We start from the raw sequence: 15655 nt of genomic DNA on the forward strand, positions 1-15655 counted from the left end.
AACAGGGTTACTGATGAGAATGGTGTTGCTCATTTGAATATTAATTTGATTCCTGGTGAGTATATTATCACTTCAGTTTATGGAAATGCAACAGCATCCAACAAAATCACAGTAAAACAACCATAAATAATTAAATGGATGGATATTTGAATTAATTATCCTTCCATTATTTTTTTTTATTAAATCTCTTCTTTTGTTCTTATTAATATCAATTTGAAAGTTTTAAATAATAAAAAATTTAACATTTTATTATACTACTAAATAGCTTTTTTATAATATTATTTTTAGATAAAAAAGTTTAATTTCTTTTAAATAAAATTTAAATTTGTGATTAATCATGAGTAAGATTAAAGAGAAACTTTTATCAAAAAGTAATCAATTTAACTATTATAAAGACAATTATAATCGATTAATTGAAGAAAATAATAGATTAACTGAAGAATTAAATGAACTCAGAAATTTAATAAGTAGTCCTAACCTTTTAAATGAGATTAATCATATTGGAAGTTTTTGCGAAAGGAATTATATTGATTACTATTTGAGGGATGATTTTGAAGAAAAATTCTTTAATTTATTCAGTGGTTTGTCAAAGGAAAACAAGAAATATCTTAAAATAATACTTCTCAGAACACTTTTTGTTGCAGCTTCCAAGGAAGATACTTTATTCCTTGATGATGAAATAAAACGTCAACAGGAATTTGCTGCTTTTGAAGAAAAATATATTTCTGATAAAAAAATTGGAGATTATAAGTTTATCAGCAATAATTTCACTAACCATGCCTTTGTTGATTTAGGTTTTACACAGGAAGATAAAGATTTCTTGAAAGATAAAGATTTTATTGATGCAGGTGCTTTTACAGGGGATTCCTCAATCCCATTATCTAAATTAACTACTGGTAATGTTCATGCTTTTGAACCTTTTAAAGAGTCTTTTAACCAGTTAATTAAGAATATTGAACTCAATAATATTGATAATATTGTACCGGTTAATTCATTTCTAAGTGATGATATAGGTGAAGTTTCCATATATCTGTCTGGTGATAATTATGAGGGAGTTACTTCGGATTCAGAAGTCAGGGATTATGATCAAGAATTTATTGTGCCTGCAATGACTGTTGATGACTATGTTGATAAAAATAATCTAGATGTGGGTTTTATTAAGATTGATGTTGAAGGAGCAGAGCAAGATCTACTTAAAGGTGCAATAAACACTATTAAAAAATATAAACCTATTCTATTTATTAGTATTTATCATAAACCTGATGATTTCTTCACTATTAAGCCAATGATTGACAGTTTAGGATTGGATTATGAATTTGAAATAGCTAAAGAACAGCCATGGACTTACATATCTGATACAATAATAAAATGCAGAGTAAAAAAATAGAATAATTCTTTTTAAGAATAAAATAAAAAAAATAAGTATGTTTATGGATTACATACTTTACAAGGTTTATATCCTTGATTAATAGCATCTTCTCTTGAGTCAAAGGTTACCTTATTTGAATCAGAGACTTTTAATCCATATCTACAGTCTGAAGCATGGAATTTCATACTGTTTGAATTACCTATATATGATCCAGAGTCGTCTCCAGTGTTTTGATTTAAGGTAGCTGAAGTAGCAAAATGTTGATAATCTGTTGTTCCATTTTCCCATAAGTATGGATTAAATTCAGATGGAGGAATATACATTATTTCAGCTAAATCTTCACATAAAAGCATTTCATTAAGATTTTTACCATCTACTATAACAACTGCTAAGGTTCTACCATAGTTATCTTCATGTTTAGAATCATCAATATCTAAACCTACTTCTTTATTTAAACAAAATTTTTCAACGAAATATTTAGATGTATCAGAACCATTTTGTCCTCTTTCAGGTGTATTAACACCAACAAAACGAACTTTTCCAACTCCTTCTACGTCTATTGTATCTCCATCAACAACTTTAGTACATATTCCACTAGCTTCAACAGTACAGTCAGTATCATTATAATTTGCTAAAATGTCACTTTCACTTAAACTTGAATATTTGGAAGTGGGTATATTATGCATAAATCCAGTTCCATCATATGCTGCTACACTAGCTAAGGTGGCAATAGCAAAAATAAAGATAACTAAAAGAAACTTTTTATTAATCTTCATGTTTTCGCCCTTTAAATTAAATTATTACTAATTGGTATATATTTCATTAATATTTAAATTATTCTTTTAAAGAGAATTTTTTTAAAAAAAAGAAAGATGTCAGTTCTGAAAATATTTTTATTAAATATTGATTTTTTATATTTGTTTTCAAAATCAAAAGTAAAGTAATAAATATATAATTGAATAAAAATTAGTACATAGTTTAAATTTTTAACTAATTTAAGAATTTAAAGTATACATTTTTTAATTATATATATAATTTTGGTGGAACTATGGATAAAAAAATAGGAATTATCGGTATAATAGTTGTTATAGTTATTATTTTAGGTGTAGCAGCTTATGCTGGTGTGTTTGATGGAGAAGCTGAGGTTACTAATGATAATACCACATTTGTTGTTGGTTTTGATGCTGAATTCCCTCCATATGGATATAAGGCAGATAATGGTAGCTATGTTGGTTTTGATTTAGACTTAGCACAAGAAGTTTGTGACAGAAACAACTGGTCTTTAGTTAAACAACCAATTGACTGGGATGCTAAAGACTCTGAATTAGATTCTGGTAGTATTGACTGTATTTGGAATGGATTTACAATGACTGGAAGAGAAGATCAATACACATGGTCTGAACCATACTTTGATAACAAACAAGTTATTGTAGTTAAAGCTGATTCTGGTATTGACTCCTTAAGTGATTTAGCTGGTAAAAATGTAGAAACTCAAAAAGATTCCTCTGCATTAGCTGCACTTCAAGGTGATCAAAAATCATTAGCTGATACTTTTGCAGCATTAGTAGAAGTAGCTGATTATAATACAGCATTTATGGATTTAGAATCTGGTGCTTGTGATGCTATTGCAGTAGATATTGGTGTTGCTCACTATCAAATCAACTCTAGAGATGCTAGTGATCAATTCATAATTTTACCTGAGAATATTTCTTCTGAACAATATGGTATTGGATTTAAAGAAGGAAATACTCAATTAAGAGATCAAGTACAAGCTACATTAGATGAAATGTTTGCAGATGGTACTGTTGATAAAATAGCTGAAAAATACAGTGATTATGATATTAAAGATTCACTTATAAGATAAGTTGGCGAATAATCTATGATGTTAAGCACTGTAATTGCACAATTGTTAGGAGGTATGATTACCTCCATTGAAATTTTTTTGCTCACTTTATTATTTTCAATTCCCTTAGGTCTTGTAGTAGCTGGGGGAAGAATGAGCAGGTTCAGACCTTTAAGATGGATAACTAGAGTGTACATTTCAATTATGAGAGGTACACCATTAATGTTACAGTTAATTGTTGTGTTCTTTGCTCCTTACTATATATTTGGAGCTTCTTTATCTCCTGAATATAGGATGATTTCAGTAATTATTGCATTTTCAATTAACTATGCAGCATATTTCGCTGAAATATTTAGAGGAGGAATTGAAGCAATTCCTAAAGGTCAGTATGAAGCTGCACAGATATTAGGTTATAGTAAGTTTGAAACATTTTTCATAATTATTTTACCTCAAGTATTTAAGATAATCCTTCCTTCAGTAACAAATGAGGTTATAACACTTGTAAAAGATACATCATTATCCTTTGTAATCGCTATTCCAGAAATGTTCACTGTAGCTAAACAAATTGCTGCTGCAGAAGCTTCTATCATGGCATTACTTGTAGCTGGTGTATTCTATTATGTATTTAACATGGTTGTTGCATTTGTAATGGAATATCTTGAAAAAAGATTAGATTATTATCAATAAAGGAGGGATATTGTGAGCTTATTAGAAATTAAAAATCTCAAAAAAAGTTTCGGTGACAATGAAGTATTGAAAGATATTTCCCTCACTGTTGATAAAGGTGAAGTTTTATGTATTATTGGACCATCAGGTTCAGGTAAATCCACCTTACTTAGATGCATTACAAAGTTAGAAACTCAAGATGATGGAATTATTGATTTTGATGGAACACTTGGATTAGTATTCCAGGATTTCAATTTATTCCCTCATCATTCTGTTATGAAAAATATTTGTAATGCTCCAATTAAAGTTCAGAAAAGGAATAAAGAAGAAGTATATAAAGAGGCTAGAAGTTTACTTAAAAAATTGGATTTGGAAGATAAGGAAGATGCTTATCCATATGAGTTATCTGGTGGTCAAAAACAAAGGGTTTCTATAGCTAGAGCATTGGCAATGAATCCAGATATCCTATTTTTTGATGAACCTACTTCTGCTTTAGATCCAGAGCTAACTGGTGAAGTTTTAAAAGTAATTAGGGATTTAGCTGCTGAACATATGACAATGGTTATTGTTACTCATGAAATGAACTTTGCACGTAATGTTGCAGATAACATTATTTTCATGGATAATGGGGTAATCATTGAAGAAGGAAGTCCTGATGAAGTATTTTCATCTGAAAACCAAAGAATGAAAGAATTCTTAGGTAAATTCACTGATTAAGACTTCACTTTATTTTTCTTTTTTTTTAAAAAAATTACTGTTTATTATTTTCTCTCTTAATGTTTAACCTGTTTTTCCTGTTATTTATTTAATGTTTAGGTTAATTAAACATTATAAATATTGGTTAAAGTCTAATTTAATAATGTTTTTTATTGTTTTTTATAGTGGATATAAAATAAAATATGATTTTAGAGTTTATTCATATATATCAGTTAATTGGATTAAATTTATTTATTAAAAATAAAAAAAGAAAAAAAGATATTTAAATATTTAAGTTATCAACCCATGATTTTAATTCATTCTCAGAAACAGAAGCTGGGAATCTTTCACCTTCAATAAATGTAACATCATCAGAACAGGATGGTTTAAGCTCATATATTGTATTTCCCATACCACTTGAACCGGATGTTGCAAATGGGATTATTGTTTTTCCTGAAAAATCATAGCTTTCTAAGAATGTATTTACAATAGTAGGTGCTACATACCACCAAATTGGAAAACCAAGATATATTGTGTCGTAATCATTAATATTGTCTACTTTACCTTTTATTGGTGGTCTAAAGGATCTGTTTTCCTTCATTTCTATTGAACTTCTGCTTTTTGGGTTGGTCCAGTCTAAATCTTCTGCTGTGTATGGTTCTTCAGGTTCAATTTCATATAAATCGCCATCTACAACAATTGCTAGTTTTTCTGCAACTCCTTTTGTTGAACCGCTTGCACTAAAGAATGCTACTAAAGTTTTACTCATATAATCACCTTTAATTATTGTTGTTAATATAAACAATTTTATATATATAATTAATTAAGAATTAATATATAAATATTGTGGATTGAAATAATAACATTATTTTAACATTATTAAATAAATTTATAAAATGAAAATTATTTGTTCAATTTTAATGTTTTTATAATAAATTTATATAGTATTAAAGTAAAATATTGAATAAATAAAAAAAGAGGTGACAATATGTCAATAAGTTCAATATTTAATGACGCTCTTAGATATCCATTGAATAATGTAAGTAAATGGATAATCTTAGGTATTATTGTTATAATTGCAAGTATTTCATATTTACTTGTTATGTTTGGAGTTACTGATGGAACTATCCAAGCAGTTGCATCTTTAATTAACTTTATTGTAATGTTTATTGTAGTAGGGTATACTTTATCAATTACTCGTGATACAATACATGGATATGATGAACTTCCAGCTTTTGATATAATTAAAAACTTTATAGATGGTATTAAAGCAGCTGTTTTAAGTTTTATTTATATGATTATTCCAACCATAATATTCTTTATACTTCTATTTGCAACTGGTGCAGTTAATGCATTTAGTCAAGCTGTGGAAGTATCTATGGCTGGCGGTGCTTTATCTTCTGATTTAGCTTTTAATTTAATTGGATCTATTGGTCTTACCTTTATTATAAGTTTAATTATATACATCATCTTTATGTTATTTGCAACAATTGCATACTGTAGATTAGCAGATACTGGAAGTTTCTCTCAAGGATTTTCATTCTCTGGAATCATGGATGATATTAAAAGGATAGGTGTTGGATCATATATTGTATGGTGGATAGTTTTAGCAATAATCATCGTTATTTTATTGTTAATTGCTATGTTTGTAGCTATAATTCCATATATAGGATATTTAATTAGCTTACTTTTCATATCCTCCTTTGTATATATCTTCTCTGCCAGAGCAACTGGTTTAATATACTCCAATAATTAAATTTTAAATTAAATTTTTTCTTTTTTTTATTTTTTTTAACTCTTTTTGTGTAAATAAGATATATTCATTCATATCAATAGCATTGTTATTCAATAGATTATTTCTTTAAAAATTTACTTTTTTCCCATTTTAACATGTTATAATCATAATTAACTAAAAATATCTTTAAAATATAAGTAATTATGAATTTTATGAATAATAAACTAGTTTTTATAATAAAAAATACACTTGTAATTAAATCGATATGAAAAACTTTATATGTCATTTAATCCTAAAACAATAATAACTGATCAAAAAGATGTAATTTATTTGAATTTTGATTTGGTTAAATGGATATAATTTAATATGGTGTATTAATAATGAAATCTACAAATAAAATAATTATTGCAGTTATTGTGATAATAGCTGTTATTGCAGTAGGTTTATATGCTAGTGGTTCATTAGGAACTTCTGACAATGGCTCAGGAGATAATGAAGTAAATTTAGCTGCTGCTGCTAGTTTAAAAAACGTATATGATGAAAAATTAATTCCTATGTTTGAAGAGCAAAATCCAGGAATGACTGTTACTCCTACTTACGCTTCCAGTGGAGATTTAGTAAAACAGATTGAAAATGGTTTAGGTGCAGATGTATTCATGTCTGCAGGTAATAAACAGATGGATGAGTTAATTAACAAAAGTTATGTTGATAACAGTTCCAATGTTAAATTTTTAGAAAATAAACTTGTTTTAATTGTACCTGCTGACTCAGATGCAAATATTACTTCATTTGAAGAATTAAAAGATGTAGAAGGTACTATTGCTATTGGTGATCCAGAATCAGTACCTGCTGGACAATATGCAAACGAATCATTACACAATCTTGGTATTTGGGATGATGTAGAACCTAAATTATCCTTAGCTACCGATGTAACTGCTGTATTAAATCAAGTAGCTCAAGGTTCTGCTGAATATGGTCTTGTATACTCTACTGATGCAAAATCAACTGATGATGTAAAAGTAGTCTGTGAAGCTCCAAAAGATTCTTTAAAAACTATTGTTTATCCTGTAGCTCCTCTTGCAGATTCTCAAAATAATGATGCTACAGCTAAATTCATGGAATTCTTACAAAGTCAAGAAGCAAAAGATATTTTCGTTGAGTATGGATTTACTATTCATGACGAATAGATTTATTTAAATAGTCTCTTTAAAAGAAATAATAGTTAAGTGAGATACATGATGGATTGGACACCAATTTTAATTTCAATGAAAACTGCAAGTTTATCAATATTTATAACCTTTTTTGTAGGTTTAATTATTGCTTGGGGTATTGTTAAAATTAAAAACAACTCAATAAAAATCGTCCTTGATGGTATCCTTACACTACCAATTGTATTGCCTCCTACTGTTGTAGGGTTTTTCTTATTATACATTTTTGGAGTTAGAGGACCAATAGGTAGTTTTTTTATAGATTTCTTTGCAGTTAAAATAGCATTTTCATGGTCTGCTACTGTTATTGCGGCAGTAGTTATGTCCCTTCCATTAATGTATCGTTCTGCAAGAGGTGCATTTGAGCAGGTTGATTCCAATTTAATTGATGCAGGCCGTACATTAGGTATGTCCGAGTGGAAGATTTTCTGGAAAATCTTATTTGCAAATGCATTGCCTGGAATTATCAGCGGTGGAATTCTTGCTTATGCACGTGGTTTAGGCGAGTTTGGTGCTACAGCTATGCTTGCAGGTAATATTGCAGATCAAACTAGAACCCTCCCAATGGCAGTATACTCAGAGGTAGCTGCTGGAAATATGGGGGACGCTTTTAACTATGTAGTGTTCATTGTTATAATTGCATTTATAGCTATTTTCATTATGGACTATGTTACACTACGTAAGGAAAAACAATGGAAATAAATAAATTAAATTAAATTTATATTCTTTTTTATAATCTTTTTTTATTTTTAGTTGAGGGGAAAGATCATGAATAATAATCTAAAAGTAGATATCCAAATGAAACTGAAAGAATTCGAATTGGATGTTGATTTCCAATTGAAAAATGGCTGTTTGGGTATTCTTGGACCATCAGGCTGTGGTAAAAGTATGACATTAAAGTCTATTGCAGGTATTGTAGATCCAGATAAAGGTGTTGTAAGCTTAACTATTGCTGATGAAGAGAACATTTATTTTGATTCCAATAAAAAAATTAACTTAATACCTCAAAAAAGAAAGGTAGGTTACTTATTTCAGAATTATGCATTGTTTCCCAACATGACAGTTGAAGAGAATGTTGCTGCAGGTTTATCCAAAGATGATGATAAAAGCATTGTACCTGAAATGATTAAGCGCTTTCACTTAGAAGGATTAGAAAAAAGATATCCTAGACAGTTATCTGGAGGTCAACAGCAAAGAGTGGCTTTAGCCCGTATATTAGCTTATGGACCTGATGTTATATTGTTAGATGAACCTTTCAGTGCTATGGATACTGCATTAAAGGAAAAACTACGTATTGAACTTGTTAATTTATTAAATAGCTTTGATGGTTTGTCTATTTTAGTTACTCATGATCGTGATGAAGTATTTCAGTTCTGTGATGAACTTTTAATATTAGAGGAAGGTAAAATCATTGCAAAAGGACCTACTCATGAAATATTCGAGAATCCGAAAAGGGTTCAGGCTGCTAAACTTACAGGTTGTAAAAACATATCTAAAATTGAAATCATTGATGAATATCATCTTAAAGCTTTAGACTGGAATCTTGTATTTGAAGTATCTGAAAAGATTTCAGACAATATTACTCACATTGGAATAAGAGCTCATGACTTTTATCCTTCTGAAAAGGAAGATACCAATGTTGTTGAAAGTAAAGGTGCAGCTATATTAGAAAAACCTTTTGAATGGGAAGTAACTTTAAAAAATGGTCTCTGGTGGAAAGTGGATAAAGAGATTCATGAACATGAATTTGAGGCTCCAGAATATTTAAAAGTAGACCCTAAAAATATTATTTTATTAAAGGAATAATCAATATTTTTTAGTAAAATTAAAACTCTTTTTAATTTGTATTATTATAGCTAGATATTTGGTTTAATCTATTTTTTTTTAAAAAAAAATGTGTATACTAGGATATGAATTTAGTTATATTTTTTCTTTGAGAACTATTGAGTTACATTTAAAACTAAATTAATTATATATATATATCGCATGTTTTAATTCAAAAATTAGACAATATGATGGAATTTACTTTACAGGAGTTATATAAAATTTAGACAAATATAATGTATTGTGTGGAAATTTAATGAAGTGCTTTAAATCCATTAGTAATTAATGATATTCTGTGAAATGCTATGTTTATTATTAAATACATAATAATTTTCATGTAATAAAAAAATATGCCTTTCTAATATGTACGCTAACTACTAGAATGAATATTTTAGATATTTTTATTAAACTTTTTTATTTTTTTCATAAATTTTTTATATTAATTTTTTTTTTTAATTGGTAATTATTAGTTTATCTTTTTGAGAAATATTCAGATATTCTATAAACTATTGATTAAAAGTTCATCTAAAATTATTTATTATACTTATTTTAAATTAAATAGAAAATTATTTATCTATATATATAAATATATAATAATGGTGAGGAAATTGCTTAAATTTTGCCCAAATTGTGGAAAAGAAATTAATGAAACAGCACAATTTTGTGAGCATTGTGGTAATATAATTTCTCAAAATAATGCTGCCCAATCACATCTAAATGTTAAATTCTAGGTGAAAATAATGAACAAAAGATTAATTGGATTAGTAATAATCTCCATTATCTTATTGTCATCAATTTCAGCTGTTACTGCTGATGAAGATAAATCATATACTATTAATTTATCAGATATCATTTTAACTATTAATGCTGATGGTAATGTTAATATTGAGGAATGTTATCAGTATACTTTTAATGGTGAATTTAATGGAGTTTATAGGACAATACCTCTTAAAGATGGAGAATCCATTGAGAATTTGAAAGTTTTTAGTAGTGGAGCATATTCAGAATATGAAGTTACAACCGATGAAGATGGAAATTATAAAATAACCACTTATTTGTACTCTGATGAGGATTACACACAACCAATAAAAGATACTACAGTTACTGTTTGGTATGAGTATGATTTTGTTGGTTTGATTAATATTTATAATGATATTGCTGAGCTTCATTATAAATTATGGGGTGAAGAATGGGATGAAGGAACTGAAAAGTTAAATGCACATATACAATTTAATTCATCTGAAGGAATTGAGTATTGGATTAATCCTTACTATTTGTCCTCAAATGAATCATGGAATGGATCTGAACTTAATATTTATACTGGAGAATTAAGTGCTGGTGAATTTTTAGAATTTAGAGCTTTAATTCCTTTAAGCCAATTTAATGAAAATCCAACATATGCGTATATCATTGATTCAAATGGGCGGGAAGAAATTTATAAAATTCAACAGGACTATGAGAATTCAATGCGTTATTTAGAGTCTTTTTCATATTTATATCCAATCGTCATGTTTTTGAGCCTATTTATCCCAGTAGTTACATATTTAAGGTATGGTAAAGAACCAAAAATTGATTATGATGCTCCATATGAACATGAACCTCCTACAAATGATCATCCCTTGTTTGTTGATGCAATGTTTGGAACTAGGGAGTCTGTTGGAGTAATAAGTGATAATGGTATTCAAGCTACCATATTGAAATTGATAGATGAAGGTATATTAAGTTTAGATGATGATGGAGAAGAGGGGATTTCACTTGTTTTAAATAATGATAATATTCTATCAACAATTGAAGACTATGAGGCAAATATCTTAAACTTATTTTTAAAATATGGGGAAGATGGAAGAATTAACTTAAAGAATCTAAAAAGAAATCTAAGTAATCAATTTAGAGCAAGGGAGTTTGAAAGTGAATACAATAAAATCAAGAATGACTATCATGAGAAATATATAAATCCAATATATGATTCATTTTTTAGAGATAAAGGAGCAAAGATAATCAAATATTATGGAACAAGTATAGTTATTGTATCAGCAATTGTTTTAGGTTGTATTTCAATGGATTATTGCATTGCTATTTCTATAGTATTTATCTTCATTGGAGCTATTTTCATTTTATTGAATAATCGATATGGTGGTCAATGGACTGTTGAAGGTAGAATGAAATTTGAAAAATGGCAAAGTTTTAGAAGATATCTAAATGACTTTTCATTAATAAAAGAGCATCCTCCAGAATCCATTGTTATTTGGAATCATTATTTAATCTATGCTTCTGCATTGGGTAATGCAGATAAAGTAAAGCAAGCAATGGATGATATAATTCCTTCAAATGATTTGCAGAATAACAATATTTATAGGTATCATCATCATGGAGGGTCTTTATTATTTACATCTTCAATGAATACTGCCCACAGTGAAAGTTCTTCAAAAGGCGGAGGATCTGTTGGGGGTGGTTCTGGAGGTGGTGGTGGAGGAGCATTCTAGCTCATCCATCCTTTTTTTCATATAACTGATTCCTACATTAAAATAAAAATTTATAGATTTTATATCTTTTTACTTTAAAATCATATTCTAGCATTTATAGAGTAACAGTGTTCATAAATGATAATAATTAATAAACAATCCCAATAATCTGTTTTTTCAAATAAAAATAAATTAAATAATAAAAATTTAAAACTCCGTATATTGAAACATTAAATGTTTTAATCTAAAAAAATTATATGTAAATATTACTTTTAAAACATATAATGGATAAAAAAAATAAAATTAGATTAATTATTTCCCATAATATTAAATTTTTTGTTATTAATCCATAAAAATATGAACAATATGATATTATATTAAAGAAGAATTAGTTTATTTCATAGAAAAAGCTTCACATATCATGAAAAATAATTTTCACATAAGAAATAATGATATAATTTTTATATTAGTTTATAATCTTATAAATATTATTATAAGGGACAATCATTATTATTGCCCCCTATAAATAGTTCAACAGTTTATTTTCTTCTAATAATAAATGGCATAGAGAATAACAATATAATTAATACTAAAATAGGATTTCCTGTTTTAGCCATATTTACTCCTTTAGATGATAAAATTGATTTTTCAGATACGAGAACATCATCATAAATATTATTAATAGTATCATTAATAATATTATCATCATTATTAGGACTATCTTCAGTAGAATTGTCTTCGGGTTCAATGTATATTATTACCTCAGTTCTGTTTAACATATGGTTATAATTCATAGTTCCATCAAAATATGCTCTTACAACATAATCTCCAAGATCTAATAATGTTGGTAAAGTGTATGTACCTTTTCCATCTGTAACATTTACTAAGTAATTTTCACCATCAATTCTAACGATTACTGTATCAGTTAATCCTGTACCATTTAATCCAGTTAGTTCAACATTAATTACAGTTTTGTCACCATATTCATTATCATTAACAACAGTAGTTAACTCAGGATTAATAGGTAAAACATCAATTTTACAATATTAATATAATTCAGTCATTTATTTTAAAATTGTTTAATTATTAATCATAAATGATATTTTTTTATAAATTATTAAACTAATTATGAATTATCTTAAAAAAATATAAATAATAAACAATATTTTTATAAAAAAAATATATTTATAATGCCAACATTATTAAAAAATGCCAGGAAATATTAGCATTATAATATTTAATATAATGTTAATATATGACTAAACATGAACTTTTAAAAACTAATAATGTTCATTAAATTTTTGCATAATTTAAAAATAATTAAAGTTATATATTTATATTGTATGATTATTGATAAAACCATGGATGGATTTACCATTATATATGAAAAAAGAACTTATAAAATGAATATTAACCCATTTTATATTAAATAAGTAGAGATTTTTATTTAAACTACTTTTGATTTAACTTTACATAATAATCATCTAATAATCTAAATAAATCTTCTTTTGTATTAGTTTTAAATAGCTTACTCATAAGGTCATGATTATAGGGAAAATGTTTGATATAATGTGAAATAAGGTTTCTGAACCTGCGAAATGCAAGTGTTTCATCATTAAAATCTAAAAACAGTTCAGTATGCTTTTTAATCATCTCAATTTTCTCTTCAAGAGTAACTTCTCTAGGCTCTATGCCGTAATCTAAATAGTCAATACATTCGCGAATAAGCCATGGATTTCCAAGGGTTGCTCTGCCAATCATTACAGCATCACATCCAGTTTCGTCAATCATCCTTTTTGCATCATAGCATGATTTGATATCTCCATTTCCTATAACTGGTATTGACAATTCATCTTTAATCTTTTTAATTATTGACCAGTCAGATTTACCTGCATATCCCTGGTCTCTAGTACGTGGATGAACAGTAATGGCTGATGCCCCTGCATCTTCAACAACTTTAGCAATTTCTACTGCATTGATGTTATTTTCATCCCATCCGCTTCTGATTTTAACAGTTACTGGAACATCAACAGTTTCAACTACTGTTTCTATGATGTCGTGGGCAGTATCTGGATTTTTCATTAATGCAGAGCCTGCTTTAGAAGCTATTGCAACCTTTCTCACTGGACATCCCATGTTGATATCGATTATGTCTGGTTTTACTTTATTATAAACATATCTAGAAGCAATTCTAAATGATTCGCAGTCAGATCCAAATAGCTGTACTGAGATAGGTCTTTCATAATCAGTCATATAGAGCATTTCCTGGGTTCTATGGTTGTTATACTTGATAGCTGTGGCAGATATCATTTCAGTTTCAACTAGTCCACATCCCATTAATTTAGCTATTCTTCTAAAGGAGGAATTGCATTCTCTTGACATAGGGGCAAGGACAACTTGATTATCAATCTTTACATCACCAATTTTCCACTTCATAAAACCACATTTATATATTATTGTTTTATTTTTATAGTTTTTATATCATTACTGAACATAATAGTAATTTAAATTATATATAAAAAGAAATCCACTATATTTTTTATATTAATTTTTCTTGTTAGAGAAGTTTGAGGATATGTAAATTAATTTTTAAAACTGTGAATAAAAATTATCTTCAGAAAGAGAAATTTGACCTTTAGTAGGCATATAAATGTAACCTATGTCCATTAATTTATTAATTAATGCAGTGAATTCAACATTGTTTAATCCATAGGATTCTCTCATTTCATTTTCTAATTCTTTAATATTAATTGAGCTTTCATTTTGATCATTAGGAATATAATAAGTAATTTTATTAATTATTTTTTCAGTATAGAAGTATTGTCGACTGTTATTTTTGTAATTAATTTTTATTCCATTAGTTTTAAACTGAAACTCTTTATCACAGTTTTTGCAATAATGTGTTGGACTATCTCCACCAATAGTGCATCCTCCAAGAATAACATTACCTTTTTTTTGTTTATCAAATAGGTTATCTTCAGCAATAAGCCCATAAATTATTGGTATAAATTTTCCTCCACAGTTAGGGCAATGTTCTGTATCAAATTTATATTCTATTTTTGAAATCCACTTTAAATAAAAATCGTTCAAAAAAGAATAATCATTAATTGATAATTTAAGTAGCATCTTTTTAATACCATCAATAGAATCACTCTCAGAGAGATTACCATTTATTTCATCAATTTCAAAGGCTTTTTTATAACACCATAATGCATCTTCAAAATCATTGTTTTCTTCAAATGAGTACCCTGTTGCACAATAAGTCCCAGAACTAACATCATCTATATTGTCTAAATTTTTTAACACATTTAATGCATCATTTATTCGATCTGAAGTGTAATATACATACCATTTACCTTCGATTATTTTTTTATTATTATTATCAATGCTCAAAGCAGTATCATAAATATTTAAAGATTCATCATACCTACTTGAAAAACATAAAAGTCTACCAAGATATTCTAAAAGAAGTAAATCATTATGATTAAATTCAAAAAGTTTGTAATAGAATTCAATAGCTTCAGTACGTTTAAAATTATCTTCATATAATTCTGCTTTGTCAAACCATGCATCATAAGTTTCAGTATCCACTAAAAAAAGATGTTTAAAAAATTCCTCATAATTATTGGAATATTTTTTTAAACATGAAGATAAAACCTCATCATACCATTTAAAATGTTTTTCCCAAGAATTATTTTTAAAATCTTCACTAGCCTTTAAAAGCTTATTGTAATATTCAAAAGAGAGTTTATATTCTTCTTTTTTAAATAATTCAAAAGCTTTATTTTCTAAATAAAAAAATTCCTCTTTAAAATCGCGTTTTTTAATCATAATTCACCAAATAAACAATTA

15 protein-coding genes are annotated in these 15655 nt (G+C 27.4%); 10 read left to right on the forward strand and 5 right to left on the reverse strand.

The window, feature by feature from the left end:
• Positions 1 to 337 precede the first annotated feature (337 nt).
• Positions 338 to 1387 (forward strand): FkbM family methyltransferase, encoded by a 1050-nt coding sequence (locus tag MBBWO_RS00005; protein WP_116668839.1) that lies wholly within the window; start codon positions 338 to 340, stop codon positions 1385 to 1387.
• 41 nt (positions 1388 to 1428) lie between these two features.
• Here MBBWO_RS00005 and MBBWO_RS08265 read toward each other — a convergent pair whose 3' ends face one another.
• Positions 1429 to 2145 carry a thermonuclease family protein gene (locus MBBWO_RS08265; RefSeq protein WP_116668840.1) on the reverse strand — a complete coding sequence of 239 codons (717 nt, stop codon included), beginning with the start codon at positions 2143 to 2145 and terminating at the stop codon, positions 1429 to 1431.
• Between the two features lie 272 nt (positions 2146 to 2417).
• Between MBBWO_RS08265 and MBBWO_RS00015 the strand changes: the two genes are divergently transcribed.
• Genes MBBWO_RS00015 through MBBWO_RS00025 form a run of 3 tightly spaced genes read left to right on the forward strand, consistent with a single transcriptional unit; the run spans position 2418 to position 4595 of the window.
• Positions 2418 to 3233 (forward strand): amino acid ABC transporter substrate-binding protein, encoded by an 816-nt coding sequence (locus MBBWO_RS00015; protein ID WP_116668841.1) that lies wholly within the window; start codon positions 2418 to 2420, stop codon positions 3231 to 3233.
• 15 nt (positions 3234 to 3248) lie between these two features.
• Entirely contained in the window at positions 3249 to 3899 is a 651-nt protein-coding gene (locus MBBWO_RS00020) for an amino acid ABC transporter permease (protein ID WP_116668842.1), read from the forward strand.
• 12 nt (positions 3900 to 3911) lie between these two features.
• Positions 3912 to 4595 carry an amino acid ABC transporter ATP-binding protein gene (locus MBBWO_RS00025; protein ID WP_116668843.1) on the forward strand — a complete coding sequence of 228 codons (684 nt, stop codon included), beginning with the start codon at positions 3912 to 3914 and terminating at the stop codon, positions 4593 to 4595.
• A 262-nt stretch (positions 4596 to 4857) separates the two neighbouring features.
• On the opposite strand, the gene MBBWO_RS00030 is transcribed toward MBBWO_RS00025, so the two are convergent.
• Entirely contained in the window at positions 4858 to 5343 is a 486-nt protein-coding gene (locus tag MBBWO_RS00030) for a flavodoxin (protein WP_116668844.1), read from the reverse strand.
• 219 nt (positions 5344 to 5562) lie between these two features.
• Here MBBWO_RS00030 and MBBWO_RS00035 point away from each other — a divergent pair, with 219 nt between their 5' ends.
• From MBBWO_RS00035 to MBBWO_RS00060, 6 genes are all read left to right on the forward strand, one after another.
• Complete coding sequence (locus MBBWO_RS00035) at positions 5563 to 6330, forward strand: DUF4013 domain-containing protein (RefSeq protein ID WP_116668845.1); 768 nt, start codon at positions 5563 to 5565, stop codon at positions 6328 to 6330.
• Positions 6331 to 6689: 359 nt separating this feature from the next.
• Positions 6690 to 7496 (forward strand): molybdate ABC transporter substrate-binding protein, encoded by an 807-nt coding sequence (gene modA / locus MBBWO_RS00040; protein ID WP_116668846.1) that lies wholly within the window; start codon positions 6690 to 6692, stop codon positions 7494 to 7496.
• A gap of 48 nt (positions 7497 to 7544) precedes the next feature.
• A complete protein-coding gene (gene modB / locus MBBWO_RS00045) occupies positions 7545 to 8219 on the forward strand; it encodes a molybdate ABC transporter permease subunit (protein ID WP_116668847.1) in 675 nt (224 codons plus the stop codon).
• 66 nt (positions 8220 to 8285) lie between these two features.
• On the forward strand, positions 8286 to 9323 hold the full coding sequence (locus MBBWO_RS00050; protein WP_165807898.1) for a sulfate/molybdate ABC transporter ATP-binding protein: 1038 nt from the start codon (positions 8286 to 8288) through the stop codon (positions 9321 to 9323).
• 626 nt (positions 9324 to 9949) lie between these two features.
• A complete protein-coding gene (locus MBBWO_RS00055) occupies positions 9950 to 10072 on the forward strand; it encodes a zinc-ribbon domain-containing protein (RefSeq protein ID WP_165807899.1) in 123 nt (40 codons plus the stop codon).
• Positions 10073 to 10081: 9 nt separating this feature from the next.
• A complete protein-coding gene (locus MBBWO_RS00060; protein ID WP_116668849.1) occupies positions 10082 to 11824 on the forward strand; it encodes a DUF2207 domain-containing protein in 1743 nt (580 codons plus the stop codon).
• Positions 11825 to 12342: 518 nt separating this feature from the next.
• Here MBBWO_RS00060 and MBBWO_RS00065 read toward each other — a convergent pair.
• The 3 genes from MBBWO_RS00065 to MBBWO_RS00075 all read right to left on the reverse strand — a co-directional run bounded on the left by MBBWO_RS00065 (position 12343) and on the right by MBBWO_RS00075 (position 15634).
• Entirely contained in the window at positions 12343 to 12597 is a 255-nt protein-coding gene (locus MBBWO_RS00065) for a hypothetical protein (protein WP_116668850.1), read from the reverse strand.
• Between the two features lie 658 nt (positions 12598 to 13255).
• A complete protein-coding gene (gene dusB / locus MBBWO_RS00070) occupies positions 13256 to 14239 on the reverse strand; it encodes a tRNA dihydrouridine synthase DusB (protein WP_116668851.1) in 984 nt (327 codons plus the stop codon).
• Positions 14240 to 14392: 153 nt separating this feature from the next.
• Positions 14393 to 15634 carry a tetratricopeptide repeat protein gene (locus MBBWO_RS00075; protein WP_116668852.1) on the reverse strand — a complete coding sequence of 414 codons (1242 nt, stop codon included), beginning with the start codon at positions 15632 to 15634 and terminating at the stop codon, positions 14393 to 14395.
• Between the last annotated feature and the right edge of the window lie 21 nt (positions 15635 to 15655).

The organism is Methanobrevibacter woesei, from assembly GCF_003111605.1.
GTDB classification, from domain to species: domain Archaea; phylum Methanobacteriota; class Methanobacteria; order Methanobacteriales; family Methanobacteriaceae; genus Methanocatella; species Methanocatella woesei.